The following is a 13,865-nucleotide window of genomic DNA, read 5'->3' on the forward strand; positions in this document are numbered from 1 at the left end:
ATCGCCAGGCGCCGCGGGCGCCCCCTCACCCCGCAGACCCCCCATAAACCGCCACGCACTCCCGCATCGTGTTCACGTGGATCTCCACGATCCGCCGGCGATCCTCCTGGTACCCGCCCGCCAGGTTCCAGGCCACCGGCAGGCCGAGGCGCCGGCAGGCCTCGAACACCAGTCGATCGCGGCGGCGCAGCTGCCCGGTGGTCAGCCATCCGCCGAGCGGGTCGTCGACGTGCGGGTCGGCGCCGGCCTGGTAGAGGACGACGTCGCAGCCCGCCATCGTGTCGACGATGGCCGGAACCTCCGCCAGGAAGCGCTCGGCCTGCGCCGGCGAGCGCCAGTGCCGCCCCGCGCTGTAGTGGACGACCCAGTCGGCGCCGAGCCACGCGACGATCTCGTCGGTGCCGTCGCCGTAGTGCTCGTCGAAGTCGAGGATGCCGATCTGCCCGGCGCGCCCTTCCTGCTTCAGCACGCAGGCCGCGACCATCAGCCCGTTGAAGGTGCAGAAGCCCGCGGCGCCGTCGTGGCGGGCGTGGTGGAAGCCCGAGCAGGGCGCCGCCGCGACGCCGGCGAAGGGCGCGCTTTCGCGAGTGCCGTCGATCGCCGCGCGCGCGGCCGCCAGCATCGCGCCCGAGGTGAACGGCAGCGAGGCGGCCACCGCCTGCGAGCGATTGCCGAAGCCGTTGGCGATGCGACCGTCGAGCACGCCGTCGACGAAGGCGCGCTCGTGGGCGAGCGCGAGCTGCTCACGGCCGACCGGCCCGGGCTCGACGAGCTCGATCGGCAGGCCGGCCTCGCGCCAGGCCTGCACGACCCACTCGGGCTTGGACGCGCTGGGCGAGAAGCTGCCCGAGTCGGCGACCATCTTCGGCGAGTAGAAGACCTGCACGCTGGCCTCGGATGTGCTCATGATCGCCTCGCATTCGACGACGGCGACGCGCCGCCAACGATCATCACGATGCCAGAGGCTCACAGCGGGACCTTCTCATGTCGTCGGCAAGCAGGGCAACAGCATGACCGGCGCGCCGTGGGCGCAGGACTAGGAGACGGACCTCGACGCGATCGCGCGCTGGCGGTCGGCGGCGATGCGCACGCCGATCGAGGACCACGAGTTCGACATGCTCGGCGTGCTGCAGCTCGGCGAACGGGTGCGGGCGCGCGGCATCGCCTGGCACCAGCTTCCGATCGTGGACCTGCAGGTGCCGGACGAGCGGTTTCGCTACCTAATGGCCAGCCGACAAGCGCGCATCGACCCGGTCAGGTAGCGCTTGCCCTGCCACATGGCGGCCTGCTCTCAGGCCTTCCGGCGCTTTCCTGGCACCGCCGGCTCGACCACCCGCTCCAGCCTGCCCAGCGCGGCGTCGAAGCGGCGCAGTCGCTCGTCCTCGCCCTCGTCCGCCCGGACACCCACGCCGCCGAGCACCACGGCGAGAATCTGGTCGGCCAGCGTCTCGACGTCGAGCTCCCCTTCCCCCGACAGGTAGCGCCAGGCATGGTGCTCGATGCACCCGAAGATCATGTCGCGGACCAGCCGGACCGGCGTGTCCCGCCTGAGCTCGCCCTTGGCGACCCCTTCCTCGATCGTCCTGCGCAGGAATGCCGAGTAGCGCCGGTTCAGGTCGCCGATGACCGCCTGGTACTCCTGGTCGTCGGTCCGCAGTTCGCGGATGATCAGCCGCATCAGGCCGGGGTCGTCGCGCAGCGCCCGCAGGTGCGACGAGATCAGGAAGCGCAGCCGGCTGCGCACCGAGCCGATCGCCGCGCACTCGCGCTCGAGTTCGGCGATCGTCTTCTCGTACCAGTCCGAGACCACGCGCGTCAGCAGCTCGCGCTTGGACCGGAAGTACCGATAGATGTTGCCCTCGACGACGCCCACACGCTCGGCCACCTCGGCGATCGTCGCCGCCTCGTAGCCGACGCTCGCGAAGGTCTGCTGCGCTGCGGCGAGGATCGCCTCGTAGCGCTCGGCCTTCGGCAGGCGCCGCCGGACCGGGGCCGCGGCCGGCCCGCCCGGCCCGGCCGATCCGCCCGCCCCACCCGGCGCGCGATCCGCGCCGTTGCTTGCCTCGCCGTTTCGTTGCGCGCCGCTTGCCATGTCGGTCAGCGCGGCGGAAGACGAAAGGCGCCGTCCAGGCGCACGCATTCGCCGTTCATGTAGCCGCTCTCGCAAAGGAAGGCGCACAGGCCCGCGATCTCGTCGGGCGTGCCGAAGCGCTTCGGGAACTGGAAGTCCGAAGCGATCCGGCTCAGCACGCTGTCGGGAAGGCTCTTGATCATCGGGGTCTCGAATGCGCCAGGCGCGATTGTATTGACCCGGATGCCGAGTTCGGCCAGTTCCCTGGCGGCGGGCAATGCCAGCCCCACCACGCCGGCCTTGCTCGACGCATAGGCAGACTGCCCCACCTGCCCATCGAAGGCGGCGCCGGACGCGACGTTCACAACGACGCCTCGCTCGTTGTCGGCATCGGGCTCGTTCCGGGCCATCCACTCGACGCAGTGTGCCATCACGTTGAAGCTGCCCACCAGGTTGACCAGCACCGTGGCGCGAAAGCGCGCGCCGTTCGAGGCCCGGCCTTCCTTGTCGAGGATGCGCATCGGCGAGACCACGCCGGCGAAGTTCAGGCAGGCGTGGATCGCGCCGAAGGCCGCGGCCCCCGCGTCGATCGCGGCCGCGACCGCCGCTTCGTCGGTCACGTCGGTCTCGTGGAAGCGGCATGAGCCATCGCCCAGTTCGTCGACGAGCTCGCGACCGCCGGCCGCGTTCCTGTCGAGCACCACGACGCGCGCGCCCTTCTCCCGGACCATGTAGCGCGCTGTGCCACGCCCCAGGCCCGAGGCGCCCCCCGACAGCACCACCACCTTGCCCGCGAGATTCATCGGTCTCGCCCGTAGATGCCGATGTGCGCGACCGACTCCTCCACGCCCCAGATGCCGCCGCCGTTCTCCTGGACCGCGAGCCGGGCGGATTGCACTTGCCGCAGCCCGCACTCGCCCCGCAGCTGCGAGACGATCTCGAAGACCTGTCCCAGGCCGGTCGCACCGATCGGATGACCCTTTGACTCGAGGCCGCCCGACGGATTGATCGGGATCCGGCCCCCGATGGCCGTGGCGCCGCTTTCGGCCAGCCGGCCGCCTTCGCCGAGCGCGCACAGACCGAGGTCCTCGGACTGCATCAGCTCACCCATCGCGGTCGCGTCGTGGACCTCGGCCAGATCGATGTCCTCCGGGCCGACACCGGCAGCCTCGTAGGCGTCATTGGCCGCAAGCCGGGTCAGGTGCTGCGCCAAGTCCTCGGGGTCGCGCGCCGAGGCCGACCGGACCACGCTCGCCAGCACGCGGATCGCGCGGCTGCGGTCGAGCCCCAGGCGGTCCAGCGCCCGCCCCGTGCACAGCACCGCGGCCGCGCCGCCGTCCGAGATCGGCGAGCACATCGGCAGCGTCAGCGGGTACACGATCGGCGGCGCCGCCAGCACCTCGTCGATGCTCATCTCCTGCCGGAACTGCGCGCGTTCGTTGTGCACCGCATGCCGCCGGTTCTTCGAGGCGATCGCCGCCAGCTGCCGCTGCGTGATGCCGAAACGCCGGATGTACTGCCGCGCGAAGGATGCATAGACATCCATGAAGGGGCTGTACTGCGCCGGCGAGGTGGACCCCGGCGGCGCCTCGACCCCCTCGCCCATCGCCAGGATTCGCCGGTGGTTCTGCTCGGGCGTGTCGACGTCCCAGGCGGCATCGAAGATCGCGAAGCGCGTAGCCTTGTCCTGCACGAACATCTTGTCAGTGCCGACCGCCAGCGCAACGTCGCAGGCGCCCGAGCGCAGGTAGGCGATCGCGAGGTGAAGCGCAGTGCTCGCCGTGGCGCAGGCGTTCTCGACGTTGAACATCGGGATGCCCTGGAGCCCCAGCGGCAGCAGGGCCACCTGCGCCTTGACCAGGTGCTGCCCGTCGATCAGCCCCTGGGCGCAGTTGCCGTAGAACGCGGCCTGGACCTTGCGGGCATCGCAGCCGGCATCGCGCAGCGCATCGCCGACCGCGAGCGCCGCGAGGTCCTTGACGCTCTTGTCGAGGTGCCGCGTGAAGGGCGTCATGCCGACGCCGACGATGTAGACGGGTTCCATCCGCTCTTTTCCTTGTCTCGGCGCCCGATGCCTCAGCGCCCAATGAACCTGGGTTGCCGCTTCTCGACGAAGGCCGCCGTGCCTTCCCGCATGTCGTAGGACCTCATGTGATTGCGCAGCTCGAGCATCTCGTGCCTCAGCGCGTCGTCGAAGGACTTGTCGTTCGCCTCGTTTGCCACCCGCTTCATGCGCGCGAGCAGCAGCGGGCTGCGCTGCGCGAGCTCGTTTGCGAGCGACTGCGTTCGCCCGTGGAGCGCGTCCGGCGCGATGATCTCGTTGACTACACCGAGCGCCTTCCACTCCTCGACGCCGAGCAGCTGGCCCGTGAAGAGCAGCTGCTTGGCCAAGTTCAGCGGGATTCGCCTGGGAAGCCCCACCGACGAACCGCCGCCCGGGAAGATTCCGAAGTTCGAGTGGCCGTCACCGATCCGCACGCCTTTTGCCGCGACGACAAGATCGCAGCACAGGATCATCTCCAGTCCGCCGCCCACCGCCACGCCGTTCACGCTCGCGATCACCGGCTTGGGCATACCGCGGAGGATGCCGAAGGTCCGGAAGACGCGATCGAGGTAGTCCCCGTCGGCGGCGTCGCCGCGGCTCGTGGCCTCGTCACCAAGCTCGCCATTCGGGTCGCCGTTCAGCTCGCCGGACAGCGCCTTGATGTCGCCGCCCGCGCTGAACGCGCGCCCGGAACCGGTCAGCACGACGACCCTGACCGCGTCATCGGCCCTCGCCGCCTCGAGCCGGTCCGCCAGCTCGTCGAGCATCTGCCGGCTCAGCGCGTTCAGCGTGGACGGGCGGCTCAGCCTGAGCCAGGCGACGCGGTCAACCACCGAGTAGTCGACTGCGGGCCCCGTTTCAGCATCCGCGAGGGCCGCCACCTCAGGAGCCTCGCTCATTTCGTGGCGAAGTCGGTCAGCGCCTTGACCGAGCTCGTCTTCGTGTCGACCTGGAACAGCTTCAGCGCGGGCACCGCGTGGCCGGCCGGGTTGTCCAGCGAGATCGGACCGCTCAGGCCCCCGGTGGAGAAGTCCTTCAACTTGCCCAGCTCGGCAATCACGCAGGGCCGGGTGACGGCCTTGCCGCAGCGCGAGATCGCCTCGCCCATCACCTTCATCGCGACATAGCCGCTGACCGCGTAGCGGCTGAGCGACGCGACTTCGTCGGCCGAGAGGTGGTTCTTCGCGCTCTCGACGAACTTCTGGCCCGCCGGATCGGTCAGCGCGGCGTAGTAGTCGTTGAACAGATAGTCGTAGCCCGAGGGCGCGGTCAGCCGTATCGTCGCCGGCAGTCCGGCCGCCCAGTTCCCGAGCACCGTCATCTCGGCGTTCAACCTGCGCGACTCGGACAGGATGCCGCCGGCCTCGGCGATCACGGTGCCCAGGTAGAGCACCTCCACCCCCGCGCTCTTGAACCGCAGAGCCTCGGCCGAGAAGTCCTTGGCGCCGCGCTGGTAGGGCAGCTCGGCCACGCTGTTCAGGCCGAAATCCTTCATCGCCTGCTGGTAGCCCTTCAGCACGCTCTTGCCGTAGTCGTCGTTCTGGTAGATGAGCCCGAACTTCGCGCCCTTCTTGCCCATCTTCTCGACCGCGTGGCGGATCGACTGGTAGGCCGCCAGGTCGTAGTCGGGGCCGATCATGAAGATGCTCGGCCGGCGCGGGTTCAGCACAGTGGGGTTGGGCGCCACGTGCACGATGGTCGGCACCTTGGCATCGTCGAGCACCGGCAGCACCGCGGTGACGCCCGAGCCGCCGGTGGTGCCGGTCACCGCGAACACCTTGTCGACGTCGACCAGCTTGCGCATCGCCGAGACCGAGCGTGCCGGCACGTAGCCGTCGTCCTCGTACAGCACCTTCAGCTTGCGGCCGTTGATGCCGCCCGCGGCGTTGATCTCGGCCGCGGCGAGCTTCGAGCCTGCCGCCGCCGACTTGCCGATGAAGGCCGCCGGCCCGGACAGCATCAGCACCTCGCCGATCAGGATCTCGCTGTCGGTGACCCCGACATCCTGCGCCGCCGCCGCTCCCGCGATCAGCGCAGCCAGCGCCGCGCCCGCCACCTTGAATGTCTTGCGCTTCATCTCGTGTCACCTCCGATAGTTGTCGACCCTTGCCCTCGATCGCGCCTCGCGCGACCGGGCCGGGTCATTGGGACAAGGGCCATTTCACCCAGAACCGCTTGGTCTTTCGCCAGATCCCGGCCAGGCCCTCGGGCTCGAGCCGCAGGAACAGCAGGATCACCACGCCGTACAGGATTTCCTTGATCTCGTAGATCCGGTCGGTCAGCAGCGCCTGCAGCGCGGAGCCGCCGTAGCCGAAGGCGATCCGGATGACTTCGTGCAGCAGCGACAGAAAGACAGCGCCCATGATCGCGCCGTGCGTGCGGCCGAGCCCGCCCACGATGATCATCGCCAGGGCCTCGACGCTCAGCAGCAGGCTGAAGTTGTCGACGTTCACGTAGCGGATGTGCAGCGCCATCAGCGCGCCGGCCACCCCGGCGTAGAAGGCGCTGACCATGAAGGCCAGCAGCTTGTAGCGGGTCAGGCTGATGCCCATCGCCGAGGCGGCGATGTCGTGGTCGCGGATAGCCTTCCAGGCGCGCCCGACCTTGCTACGCATCAGGTTCAGCGTGCACAGCGTGAAGGCCACCAGCAGCGCCAGCACCAGCAGGTAGAAGTGCGCCTGCTGGTCGAGGCGCAGCCCGGCCACCGCGAGCGACGGCACCGGCATGCCGCTGGACCCGCGGGTGATGTCCTCGGAGATCAGGATCAGGTGACGAACGATGTACGCGAAGGCGAGCGTCGTCAGCGCCAGGTAGAGCCCGCGCAACCGCAGTGACGGAATGCCCACGACCAGGCTCGCGGCCGCCGCGATCGCACCGCTCAGCGGCAGGGCGATCCAGCCCGGAACGCCGTAGTCGGTCACCAGGATCGCCTGGGCGTACCCGCCGAGCGCGAGGAAGCCGGCATGGCCGAGCGAGAGCTGGCCTGCCACGCCGCACAGCAGGTTCAGCCCCAGCACGCCGATCGCCGCGATGCCGGCCATCGTGGCCAGGTTGATCACGTAGCCGCCCGCGAACACCGGCAGCAGCGACAGGGCCAGCACCGCGCCGGCGGCGTAGACCCAGCCGACCGGGTTCCGGGCCAGGACCACCAGCTGCCCGTAGCTCTCCTTGAAGTCGCCGCTTCGCATCAGACTCGCTCGATATGTCGCTGGCCGAACAGGCCGTAGGGCCGCACCATCAGCACGACGACGATCAGCAGGAAGCCGGCGATCTCCTTGAGGCCGCGCCCCAGGTAGCCGCCCGCCAGGTTCTCGACCACCCCGATCACCAGGCCGCCGAGCGCGCCGCCCAGCACCGAGTCCAGGCCGCCGAGGATCGCCGCCGGGAACGCGCGCAGCCCCATGCTGGACATGTCGGGCTCCACGCTGAACATGAAGGCGAAGGCGAGCCCCGCGGCGGCCGCGAAGCACGCCGACACCGCCCAGGCCACGGCGGAGACCAGCCGCACGTTCACGCCCATCAGCAGCGCGGTGCTCTCGCTGTTGGCGGTCGCCCGCATGACGACGCCGAAGCGGGTGCGATTGAAGAAGACCCAGGTGACCACGCACAGCACGGCGACCATGACCAGGGTCCAGACCTGCGCCGGGTAGAAGGACACCGGCCCGATGCGAATCAGCTCGGTGCCGAGCAGCCGCGGCATCGCGTAGGGCTCCTGGCCCCAGATCAGGATCGTCACGCCGCGGATCACGACCGCGAGTGCGATCGTGACCATCACGCGGGAGAACATCGGCTCGCCCATCATCGGCCGGATGAAGACCCGCTCGATCAGCAGGCCCAGCAGGATGGCCGCCACGAACACGCCGGCGAGCAGCACGGGCAGGTTCGCGCCGAAGGTCGACGCGAGGCCGAACGCGATGTAGGCCACCAGCATCATCAGCTCGCCCTGCGCGAAGTTGAGCATGCCGGTGGCGCGATAGATCATCGCGAAGCCCATCGCGATCATCGCGTAGACCGAGCCCGCCACCAGCCCCGACGCCACGAGGTTGACGAAGTACTCCATGCTCAGGCCTCCGCCACGGCCGGGCCGTAGATCTGGGCGATCTCGCCGGCGAACTTGCGCTCGATCACCGCCCGCCGCACCTTCATCGTTGCGGTCACCTCGCCGTCGTCGTGGTCGAGCTGCTTGCGCAGGATCACGAACTTGCGCACGTTCTCCACGCGGGCGAAGCGGCCGTTGACGTACTGCACGTGCGCATCGACCAGCTCCCGCACCTCGTCGAGCGACGAGAGATGCTGGTAGTTCGTGTACGGGATGCCCCGCTCCTGGGCCCACTTGCCCACGGTGTCGAAGTCGATCTGGATCAGCGCGGCGAGGAAATGCCGGCCGTCGCCCAGCAGGATCGCCTCCTCGATGTACGGGCTCTCCTTCAGCGCGTTCTCGATCAGCGAGGGCGTGATGTTCTTGCCGCCGCTGGTGATGATCACCGACTTCTTGCGGTCGACGATCCGGATCTCGCCGGTGGCCGGGTCCTGCTCGGCGATGTCGCCGGTGTGCAGCCAGCCGTCCTCGATCGCCGCCGCGGTGGCGGCCTCGTCGAACAGGTAGCCGTTGAAGACCATGTCGCCGCGCACCAGCAGCTCGCCGTCGTCGGCGACGCGCTGCTCGATGCCGGGCACGGGCGGACCCGCCCAGCCGAGGCGCACCCGGTCGAAGCGCTGCACGTTCACCAGGCCGCTGGTCTCGGTCATGCCGTAGACCTGGTGCACGGTGAGCCCGATGGCCCGCAGGAACACGGTGACCTGGTCCGGCATCGGCGCGCCGCCCGCCGCGGCGAGGAACATCCGATCGAGGCCCAGCGAGGAAAGCAGGTTGCCGAACACCGCGAACTTCAACACGCGCATCGTGATCCGGTCGCTCAGCGACTGCGGCCGTCCGTCGCCGTCGAGCGCCCGGCGGGCGATCGGCAGCGCGGTGCGCAGGGCGCGGTCGAAGACGAAGCGCGCCACCGGATGCGACTCCGACGAGCGAATCCTTACGTCGTGCTCGATCTTCTCCCAGATCCTCGGCACGCCGAGGAAGTAGCTCGGCGCGATCTCGCGCAGGTCGTGAGCGACCGTATCGATCGACTCGGCGAAGTTGACCACGCCGTTCCAGGCGAGCTGGACCACGGTGGAGAACAGCCGCTCGGCAACGTGGCAAAGGGGCAGGTAGCAGAGCGCGGAAAGCTCGCGCCCCTCGAATTCGTAGACCTCTCCGAGCACGCGCGCGGCGGTGATCACCGCGCGGTGCGGAATCCGCGCCCCCTTGGGCATGCCGGTGGTGCCCGAGGTGTAGACGATGATCGCGTCCTGGGCGGGCACCAGCGAAGCCACTGCCTGGTCGAAGCCGGCCCGGCCGCTGTCGTCGTCGAGCCGGCTGCCCTCCTCGACCGCCTGCTCGAAGCTCGTCAGGATCGGATCGTCGTAGTGCTGCATGCCCTTGCAGTCGATCGTCACCACGCACTCGACATCCGGCAGACCGCCCTCCTCGGCCAGCGCGGTGAGAACCTTGTCCGCCTGCTCCTGGTCGCCGCAGACGACGAAGCGGGACTTGCTGTGCCGGACGATGTACTGCAGCTCGGGCCAGGGGTTGGTCGGATAGATGCCCACGGTGACGCCGCCCAGGCTCTGCGCGGCCAGGTCGGCGAAGAACCACTCCGGGCAGCCGTCGCCGACGATCGCCAGGCGGTCGCCCGCCTGGAAGCCGCGCGCCTTCAGGAACAGCGCGAAGCGGCGCACGTTCTCCAGGTAGTCGGCCCAGGTGTAGCGCCGCCAGATCCCGCGCAGCTTGACCCGCAGGGCGAGCCGCCCGGGCTCGGCGCTGGCCCGGGCCTGCAGCAGACCCGGAAGCGTGGCCGTGCCGTCGCGCACCGAGGGCGCGAGCGAACCCCGCAGGATCTCTCGCCGGCCGATCATGCAGTCACCGCCTTGCCCAGATAGGCGGCCACCACCTGCTCGTCGCTGGCCACTTCGGCGGGCGAGCCGTCGGCGATCTTGCGGCCGAAGTTCAGCACGCAGACGTGATCCGAGATGTCCATGACGATGCCCATCTCGTGCTCGATCATCATCACCGTGATGCCACGCTGCTCGCGGATGTCGAGGATGAAGCGCGCGATGTCCTCGGTTTCCTCCTGGTTCATGCCCGAGACCATCTCGTCGAGCAGCAGCAGCCGGGGCCGCATGGCCAGCGCGCGGCCGAGCTCGACCCGCTTCTGCAGGCCATAGGACAGCGCGCCCACCGGCAGCTCGCGGATCGCCTCGATCTCGAGGAACTCGACGATCTCCTCCGCCTCCTCGCGAGCGCTGATCTCCTCTCGGCGAGTCCAGGGCGCGAAGAAGGCCGCGGAGAGGACCCCGGTGCGGATGCGGCCGTGCATGCCGGTGAGGATGTTCTCGATCACCGTGCCGTGCTTGAACACGGCCAGGTTCTGGAAGGTACGAGCGACACCGAGCGCGGGCAGGTGGTGGGCGCGCAGGCCCGTCAGGCTGCGGCCGTCGAGGACGATCTCGCCGGAGCTCGGCTCGAGCAGGCAGGACACCAGGTTGAACAGGGTCGTCTTGCCTGCGCCGTTGGGGCCGATGACCGAGCAGATCTCACCCTGCGCGACCTGCAGCGAGATGTCGGCGAGCGCCTCGACCCCGCCGAAGCGCTTGCCGACACCGCGTACTTCGAGCAGCGCGCTCATGACAGCCAGCGCTTGCGGCGCTTGTAGTGCTTGACCTCCTGCATGCGCCGGCGCGTGCCGCCGCTGCCCACGCCGAGGTAGAACTCCTGCACGTCGGCATTGGCGAGCAGGCGGTCGGGCGTGCCGTCGAGCGCGATGCGGCCGCGATCCATGATGTAGCCGTAGTCAGCCAGCCCAAGGGCCAGCGCCGCGTTCTGCTCGACCAGAAGCACCGTGAGCCCGGAATCGTCGCGCAGGCGGCGGATCGAGTCGAAGATCGTGTCGATGATCTGCGGCGCCAGACCCAGCGAAGGCTCGTCGAGCAGCAACAGCCTGGGCGAGGCCATCAGCGCGCGGCCGATCGCCACCATCTGCTGCTGGCCGCCGGAGAGATACCCGGCGACGCGCCTGCAATGCGGAACGATCTGCGGAAACAACTCGAGGACACGATCGAGCTCACGCCGGGCCTCGGCCGCGGGCCGCGTGGCGCCGCCCACCATCAGGTTCTCCTCGACGGTGAGCGTGTCGAAGAGCCGCCGGCCCTCGGGCACGTGCACCAGCCCGCGCCGGACCACCTCGTGCGGCGCGCAGTGCAGGATGTCCTGGCCGTCGAAGCTCAGCGTGCCGCCGGTCGCCCGCCCCTTCTCTGGGAAGAGCACGCCGGAGAGCGTCTTGAGAACCGTGGACTTGCCGGCGCCGTTGCTTCCGAGCAGGGCCACGATGCGGCCCTGCGGCACCGACAGGGATACGTCGCGCACAGCTTCGACGACACCGTCGTAGAACACCTGCAGGTTGCGTATCTCCAGCACCTTGTCTCCTGTGGTGAGTCTCGTTCATCCTGAAGGTGAATGGACCTCACTTCTCTACCGCCCCTGCTCCATCCGGCTGCCACCCGCCCGATTGCCAAAAGCACGCGACCGGCACCAGCCACTGATGAGGCGTCCTCATTATAGGTATCACAACCCCGAGTTTGTCAATCTCCGTCGCGCAAATCACGCGGCCGCGCGCCGGCGGACGGGGTACCCGTCTACCTCGACGTCTCGGGCTCGAGGGAGAGCCCAATCGCGCTGGGCCTCTGCGAGCGCGAGCACCGCCACCTCTCCGACGACCAGGCGATCTGCATCGGCTACGCCAACACGATGGCCGACACCAACCACCTACCGCCCGCCCACTGGCTGGCCAACCGGATCGGCCGCGAGCTGTTCCGCCTGCGGCTGGAGAAAGGCGCCGGCCAGTTCGGCCCCGACGGCAAGGTGCTGGCGCAGGTGCGCACCGACGGCCACGGCCGGCAGCCCGAGCGCGTGTCGATCTCGCTGCACAACCACGAAGGCTCCGACTGGTTGCTGCTGCGCAGGATCGCCGAAGAGGCGGTGGCCCGCGCCTGCGCCGGCAAGAACATGCCCGCGCTGGTGCTGAACGGCGCCGGCATGTTCGTGGCCGGCGGCCCGAACGGCGACAACGGCACCACCGGCAAGAAGCTGGTGATGGACGCCTACGGCCCCACGGTGCCGATCGGCGGCGGCGCCTGGTCGGGCAAGGACTTCAGCAAGGTGGGCCGGGCCGGGGGGATGCTGGCGCGGGAGCTGGCGCTGGTGGCGGTAAGGCGGGCGAGGAGGGAGGCGCGGGTGGAGTGGAGGTACGAGCCGGGTGGGGCGGGGCCGGCCGGGGTGGGGGTTTGGGTGGATGGCCGGGCAATAGGGTCGGCAGAGATGTGGACGCTATCGGGAGCCGCCACTATGACTTCGGTGTCGCGCGAAGGTTGATTGCCGAGCTCAACGGGCCACTGGCAGAAAGGGGACGATGGGAGCATTTCAACGCGGTCACCACCAGTGATCGAGGCCGACGGCACGCCGCATGAGGGCCCGACTGGAGATCAAGAGACGTCGTCGCGCCGCCCGCCTGATGCTCGCGGGACCACGTGGGTACCGCCCTCTGGGCGGCTGCGATCGTCGCATGTGGCCAGGGCACCCATCGGTAGGCCTCTGAAGCGCCTAGCCTGTAGTTACTAATCCGTTTGTTCAGACTTCGTCCCGCAGTTATTGGCCAAGTCAGAAGCGCATCAGTTACACTAATCGGAATCGATTACTCTGCTTGTGAAACTGCTGCGATGTCCGGTGACTATGTCGTGGTCACAAACTGCACCGCGCGCAAGCGGGCCGGTGCTCCGCTGGTCCGCTTCGACCCGAAGCCATCGGCCGCCGCGCTCTCCGAGATCGTCGAGGAATGGCGTTCGGCGCTGCGTTCACAACCCGTGCGCTTGCCTGCGAAGGAGCTCTATGTCGGCCGCTCGATCAGCGAGGCGAAGTGCGTTGCTCAACAATTGCGATGTTCGCTCTTCGTCGTGTCCGCCGGCCTCGGACTGGTCGAAGAAGATGAGATGGTGCCGGGCTACGACCTTTCCGCCGCTGGCGCCACCTCCGGCTTGACGCCGGTGTTGGCCCGTCACGGCGCATCCGTCGGCGAGTGGTGGAACACCCTAACTGACGGCCGCGGATTGCGCTGGTTGCTTCAGCGCGCCTCGGGAGCAGTCGTTCTCCTGGCACTGCCTACGGACTATCTTCGACTCGTCAAGGGGGAACTGCAGGAAATGCAGCCCGGCGAGATCTCTCGGCTTCGTGTACTTACATCCGAAGCTGGTCGTAGGGAGTTAGCCACTCTCCCCGCTTTACCAGTGATGCCTTATGACGACCGACTGGAGTCGATTCCTGGCCTTGCGGGAACTCGGTCGGACTTTCCTCAACGTGCCCTCCGTCACTTCACCGAGCGCCTTGAAGCTCACAGGCTACCAGCAGACGTGGCTACCCGAGAGGTGCTGCTCGCCTTGGCTAGATGCGAACACCGAGTTCTCCCGCAGCGAGCACGACTGAACGACGAGGAGATTTGCGGCCTAATCCGCAGCGGTTGGCCGACGTTCGGCGGGAACAGCGCACGACTATTACGCCATCTCCGAGACGACCACAAAGTCGCGTGCGAGCAGGGGCGCTTCGCTGCCTTGCGGCGCCGCGTCCAACAGGAACTCGTTGAGAGCTCTGCTGCCTCAGGGTGA

14 protein-coding genes are annotated in these 13,865 nt (G+C 68.8%); 3 read left to right on the forward strand and 11 right to left on the reverse strand.

Going from position 1 to position 13,865, the window contains the following annotated elements; translation table 11 throughout:
* Nucleotides 1-25: 25 nt before the first annotated feature.
* Entirely contained in the window at nucleotides 26-907 is an 882-nt protein-coding gene (locus M6I34_RS11155; RefSeq protein ID WP_272485755.1) for an arginase family protein, read from the reverse strand.
* A 175-nt stretch (nucleotides 908-1,082) separates the two neighbouring features.
* Here M6I34_RS11155 and M6I34_RS11160 point away from each other — a divergent pair, with 175 nt between their 5' ends.
* Entirely contained in the window at nucleotides 1,083-1,262 is a 180-nt protein-coding gene (locus M6I34_RS11160; RefSeq protein WP_272485756.1) for a protein-tyrosine phosphatase family protein, read from the forward strand.
* Nucleotides 1,263-1,291: 29 nt separating this feature from the next.
* Here the strand turns inward: M6I34_RS11160 and M6I34_RS11165 are convergent, their stop codons facing one another.
* The 10 genes from M6I34_RS11165 to M6I34_RS11210 all read right to left on the reverse strand — a co-directional run bounded on the left by M6I34_RS11165 (nucleotide 1,292) and on the right by M6I34_RS11210 (nucleotide 11,628).
* Nucleotides 1,292-2,140, reverse strand: a complete 849-nt coding sequence (locus tag M6I34_RS11165; RefSeq protein WP_272485757.1) for a TetR/AcrR family transcriptional regulator — start codon at nucleotides 2,138-2,140, stop codon at nucleotides 1,292-1,294.
* Nucleotides 2,098-2,874, reverse strand: a complete 777-nt coding sequence (locus tag M6I34_RS11170) for an SDR family oxidoreductase (RefSeq protein ID WP_272485758.1) — start codon at nucleotides 2,872-2,874, stop codon at nucleotides 2,098-2,100. The genes M6I34_RS11165 and M6I34_RS11170 overlap by 43 nt, the downstream gene beginning before the upstream one ends.
* Nucleotides 2,871-4,115 (reverse strand): thiolase family protein, encoded by a 1,245-nt coding sequence (locus tag M6I34_RS11175; RefSeq protein ID WP_272485759.1) that lies wholly within the window; start codon nucleotides 4,113-4,115, stop codon nucleotides 2,871-2,873. Before M6I34_RS11175 ends, M6I34_RS11170 begins: the two co-directional genes overlap by 4 nt.
* A 32-nt stretch (nucleotides 4,116-4,147) precedes the next feature.
* Nucleotides 4,148-5,014, reverse strand: coding sequence for an enoyl-CoA hydratase/isomerase family protein (locus M6I34_RS11180; RefSeq protein WP_272485760.1), 867 nt, complete (start codon nucleotides 5,012-5,014; stop codon nucleotides 4,148-4,150).
* On the reverse strand, nucleotides 5,011-6,192 hold the full coding sequence (locus M6I34_RS11185) for an ABC transporter substrate-binding protein (protein ID WP_272485761.1): 1,182 nt from the start codon (nucleotides 6,190-6,192) through the stop codon (nucleotides 5,011-5,013). Before M6I34_RS11185 ends, M6I34_RS11180 begins: the two co-directional genes overlap by 4 nt.
* A gap of 64 nt (nucleotides 6,193-6,256) precedes the next feature.
* The gene (locus M6I34_RS11190) at nucleotides 6,257-7,303 is read right to left on the reverse strand and encodes a branched-chain amino acid ABC transporter permease (RefSeq protein ID WP_272485762.1); all 1,047 of its coding nucleotides are present in this window, start codon (nucleotides 7,301-7,303) and stop codon (nucleotides 6,257-6,259) included.
* Nucleotides 7,303-8,175 (reverse strand): branched-chain amino acid ABC transporter permease, encoded by an 873-nt coding sequence (locus M6I34_RS11195; protein WP_272485763.1) that lies wholly within the window; start codon nucleotides 8,173-8,175, stop codon nucleotides 7,303-7,305. The genes M6I34_RS11190 and M6I34_RS11195 overlap by 1 nt, the downstream gene beginning before the upstream one ends.
* 2 nt (nucleotides 8,176-8,177) lie before the next feature.
* Entirely contained in the window at nucleotides 8,178-10,070 is a 1,893-nt protein-coding gene (locus tag M6I34_RS11200) for an AMP-dependent synthetase/ligase (RefSeq protein WP_272485764.1), read from the reverse strand.
* Entirely contained in the window at nucleotides 10,067-10,840 is a 774-nt protein-coding gene (locus M6I34_RS11205; protein ID WP_272485765.1) for an ABC transporter ATP-binding protein, read from the reverse strand. Before M6I34_RS11205 ends, M6I34_RS11200 begins: the two co-directional genes overlap by 4 nt.
* Nucleotides 10,837-11,628 carry an ABC transporter ATP-binding protein gene (locus M6I34_RS11210; protein WP_272485766.1) on the reverse strand — a complete coding sequence of 264 codons (792 nt, stop codon included), beginning with the start codon at nucleotides 11,626-11,628 and terminating at the stop codon, nucleotides 10,837-10,839. Before M6I34_RS11210 ends, M6I34_RS11205 begins: the two co-directional genes overlap by 4 nt.
* Nucleotides 11,629-11,958: 330 nt before the next feature.
* Between M6I34_RS11210 and M6I34_RS11215 the strand changes: the two genes are divergently transcribed.
* Together M6I34_RS11215 and M6I34_RS11220 are read left to right on the forward strand one after the other, a co-directional pair.
* The gene (locus tag M6I34_RS11215) at nucleotides 11,959-12,582 is read left to right on the forward strand and encodes a methionine adenosyltransferase domain-containing protein (RefSeq protein ID WP_272485767.1); all 624 of its coding nucleotides are present in this window, start codon (nucleotides 11,959-11,961) and stop codon (nucleotides 12,580-12,582) included.
* 344 nt (nucleotides 12,583-12,926) lie between these two features.
* Nucleotides 12,927-13,865: a hypothetical protein gene (locus tag M6I34_RS11220; protein WP_272485768.1), complete on the forward strand. Its 939-nt coding sequence runs from the start codon at nucleotides 12,927-12,929 to the stop codon at nucleotides 13,863-13,865.

The organism is Zeimonas sediminis (assembly GCF_023721795.1).
Lineage (GTDB): Bacteria > Pseudomonadota > Gammaproteobacteria > Burkholderiales > Burkholderiaceae_E > Zeimonas > Zeimonas sediminis.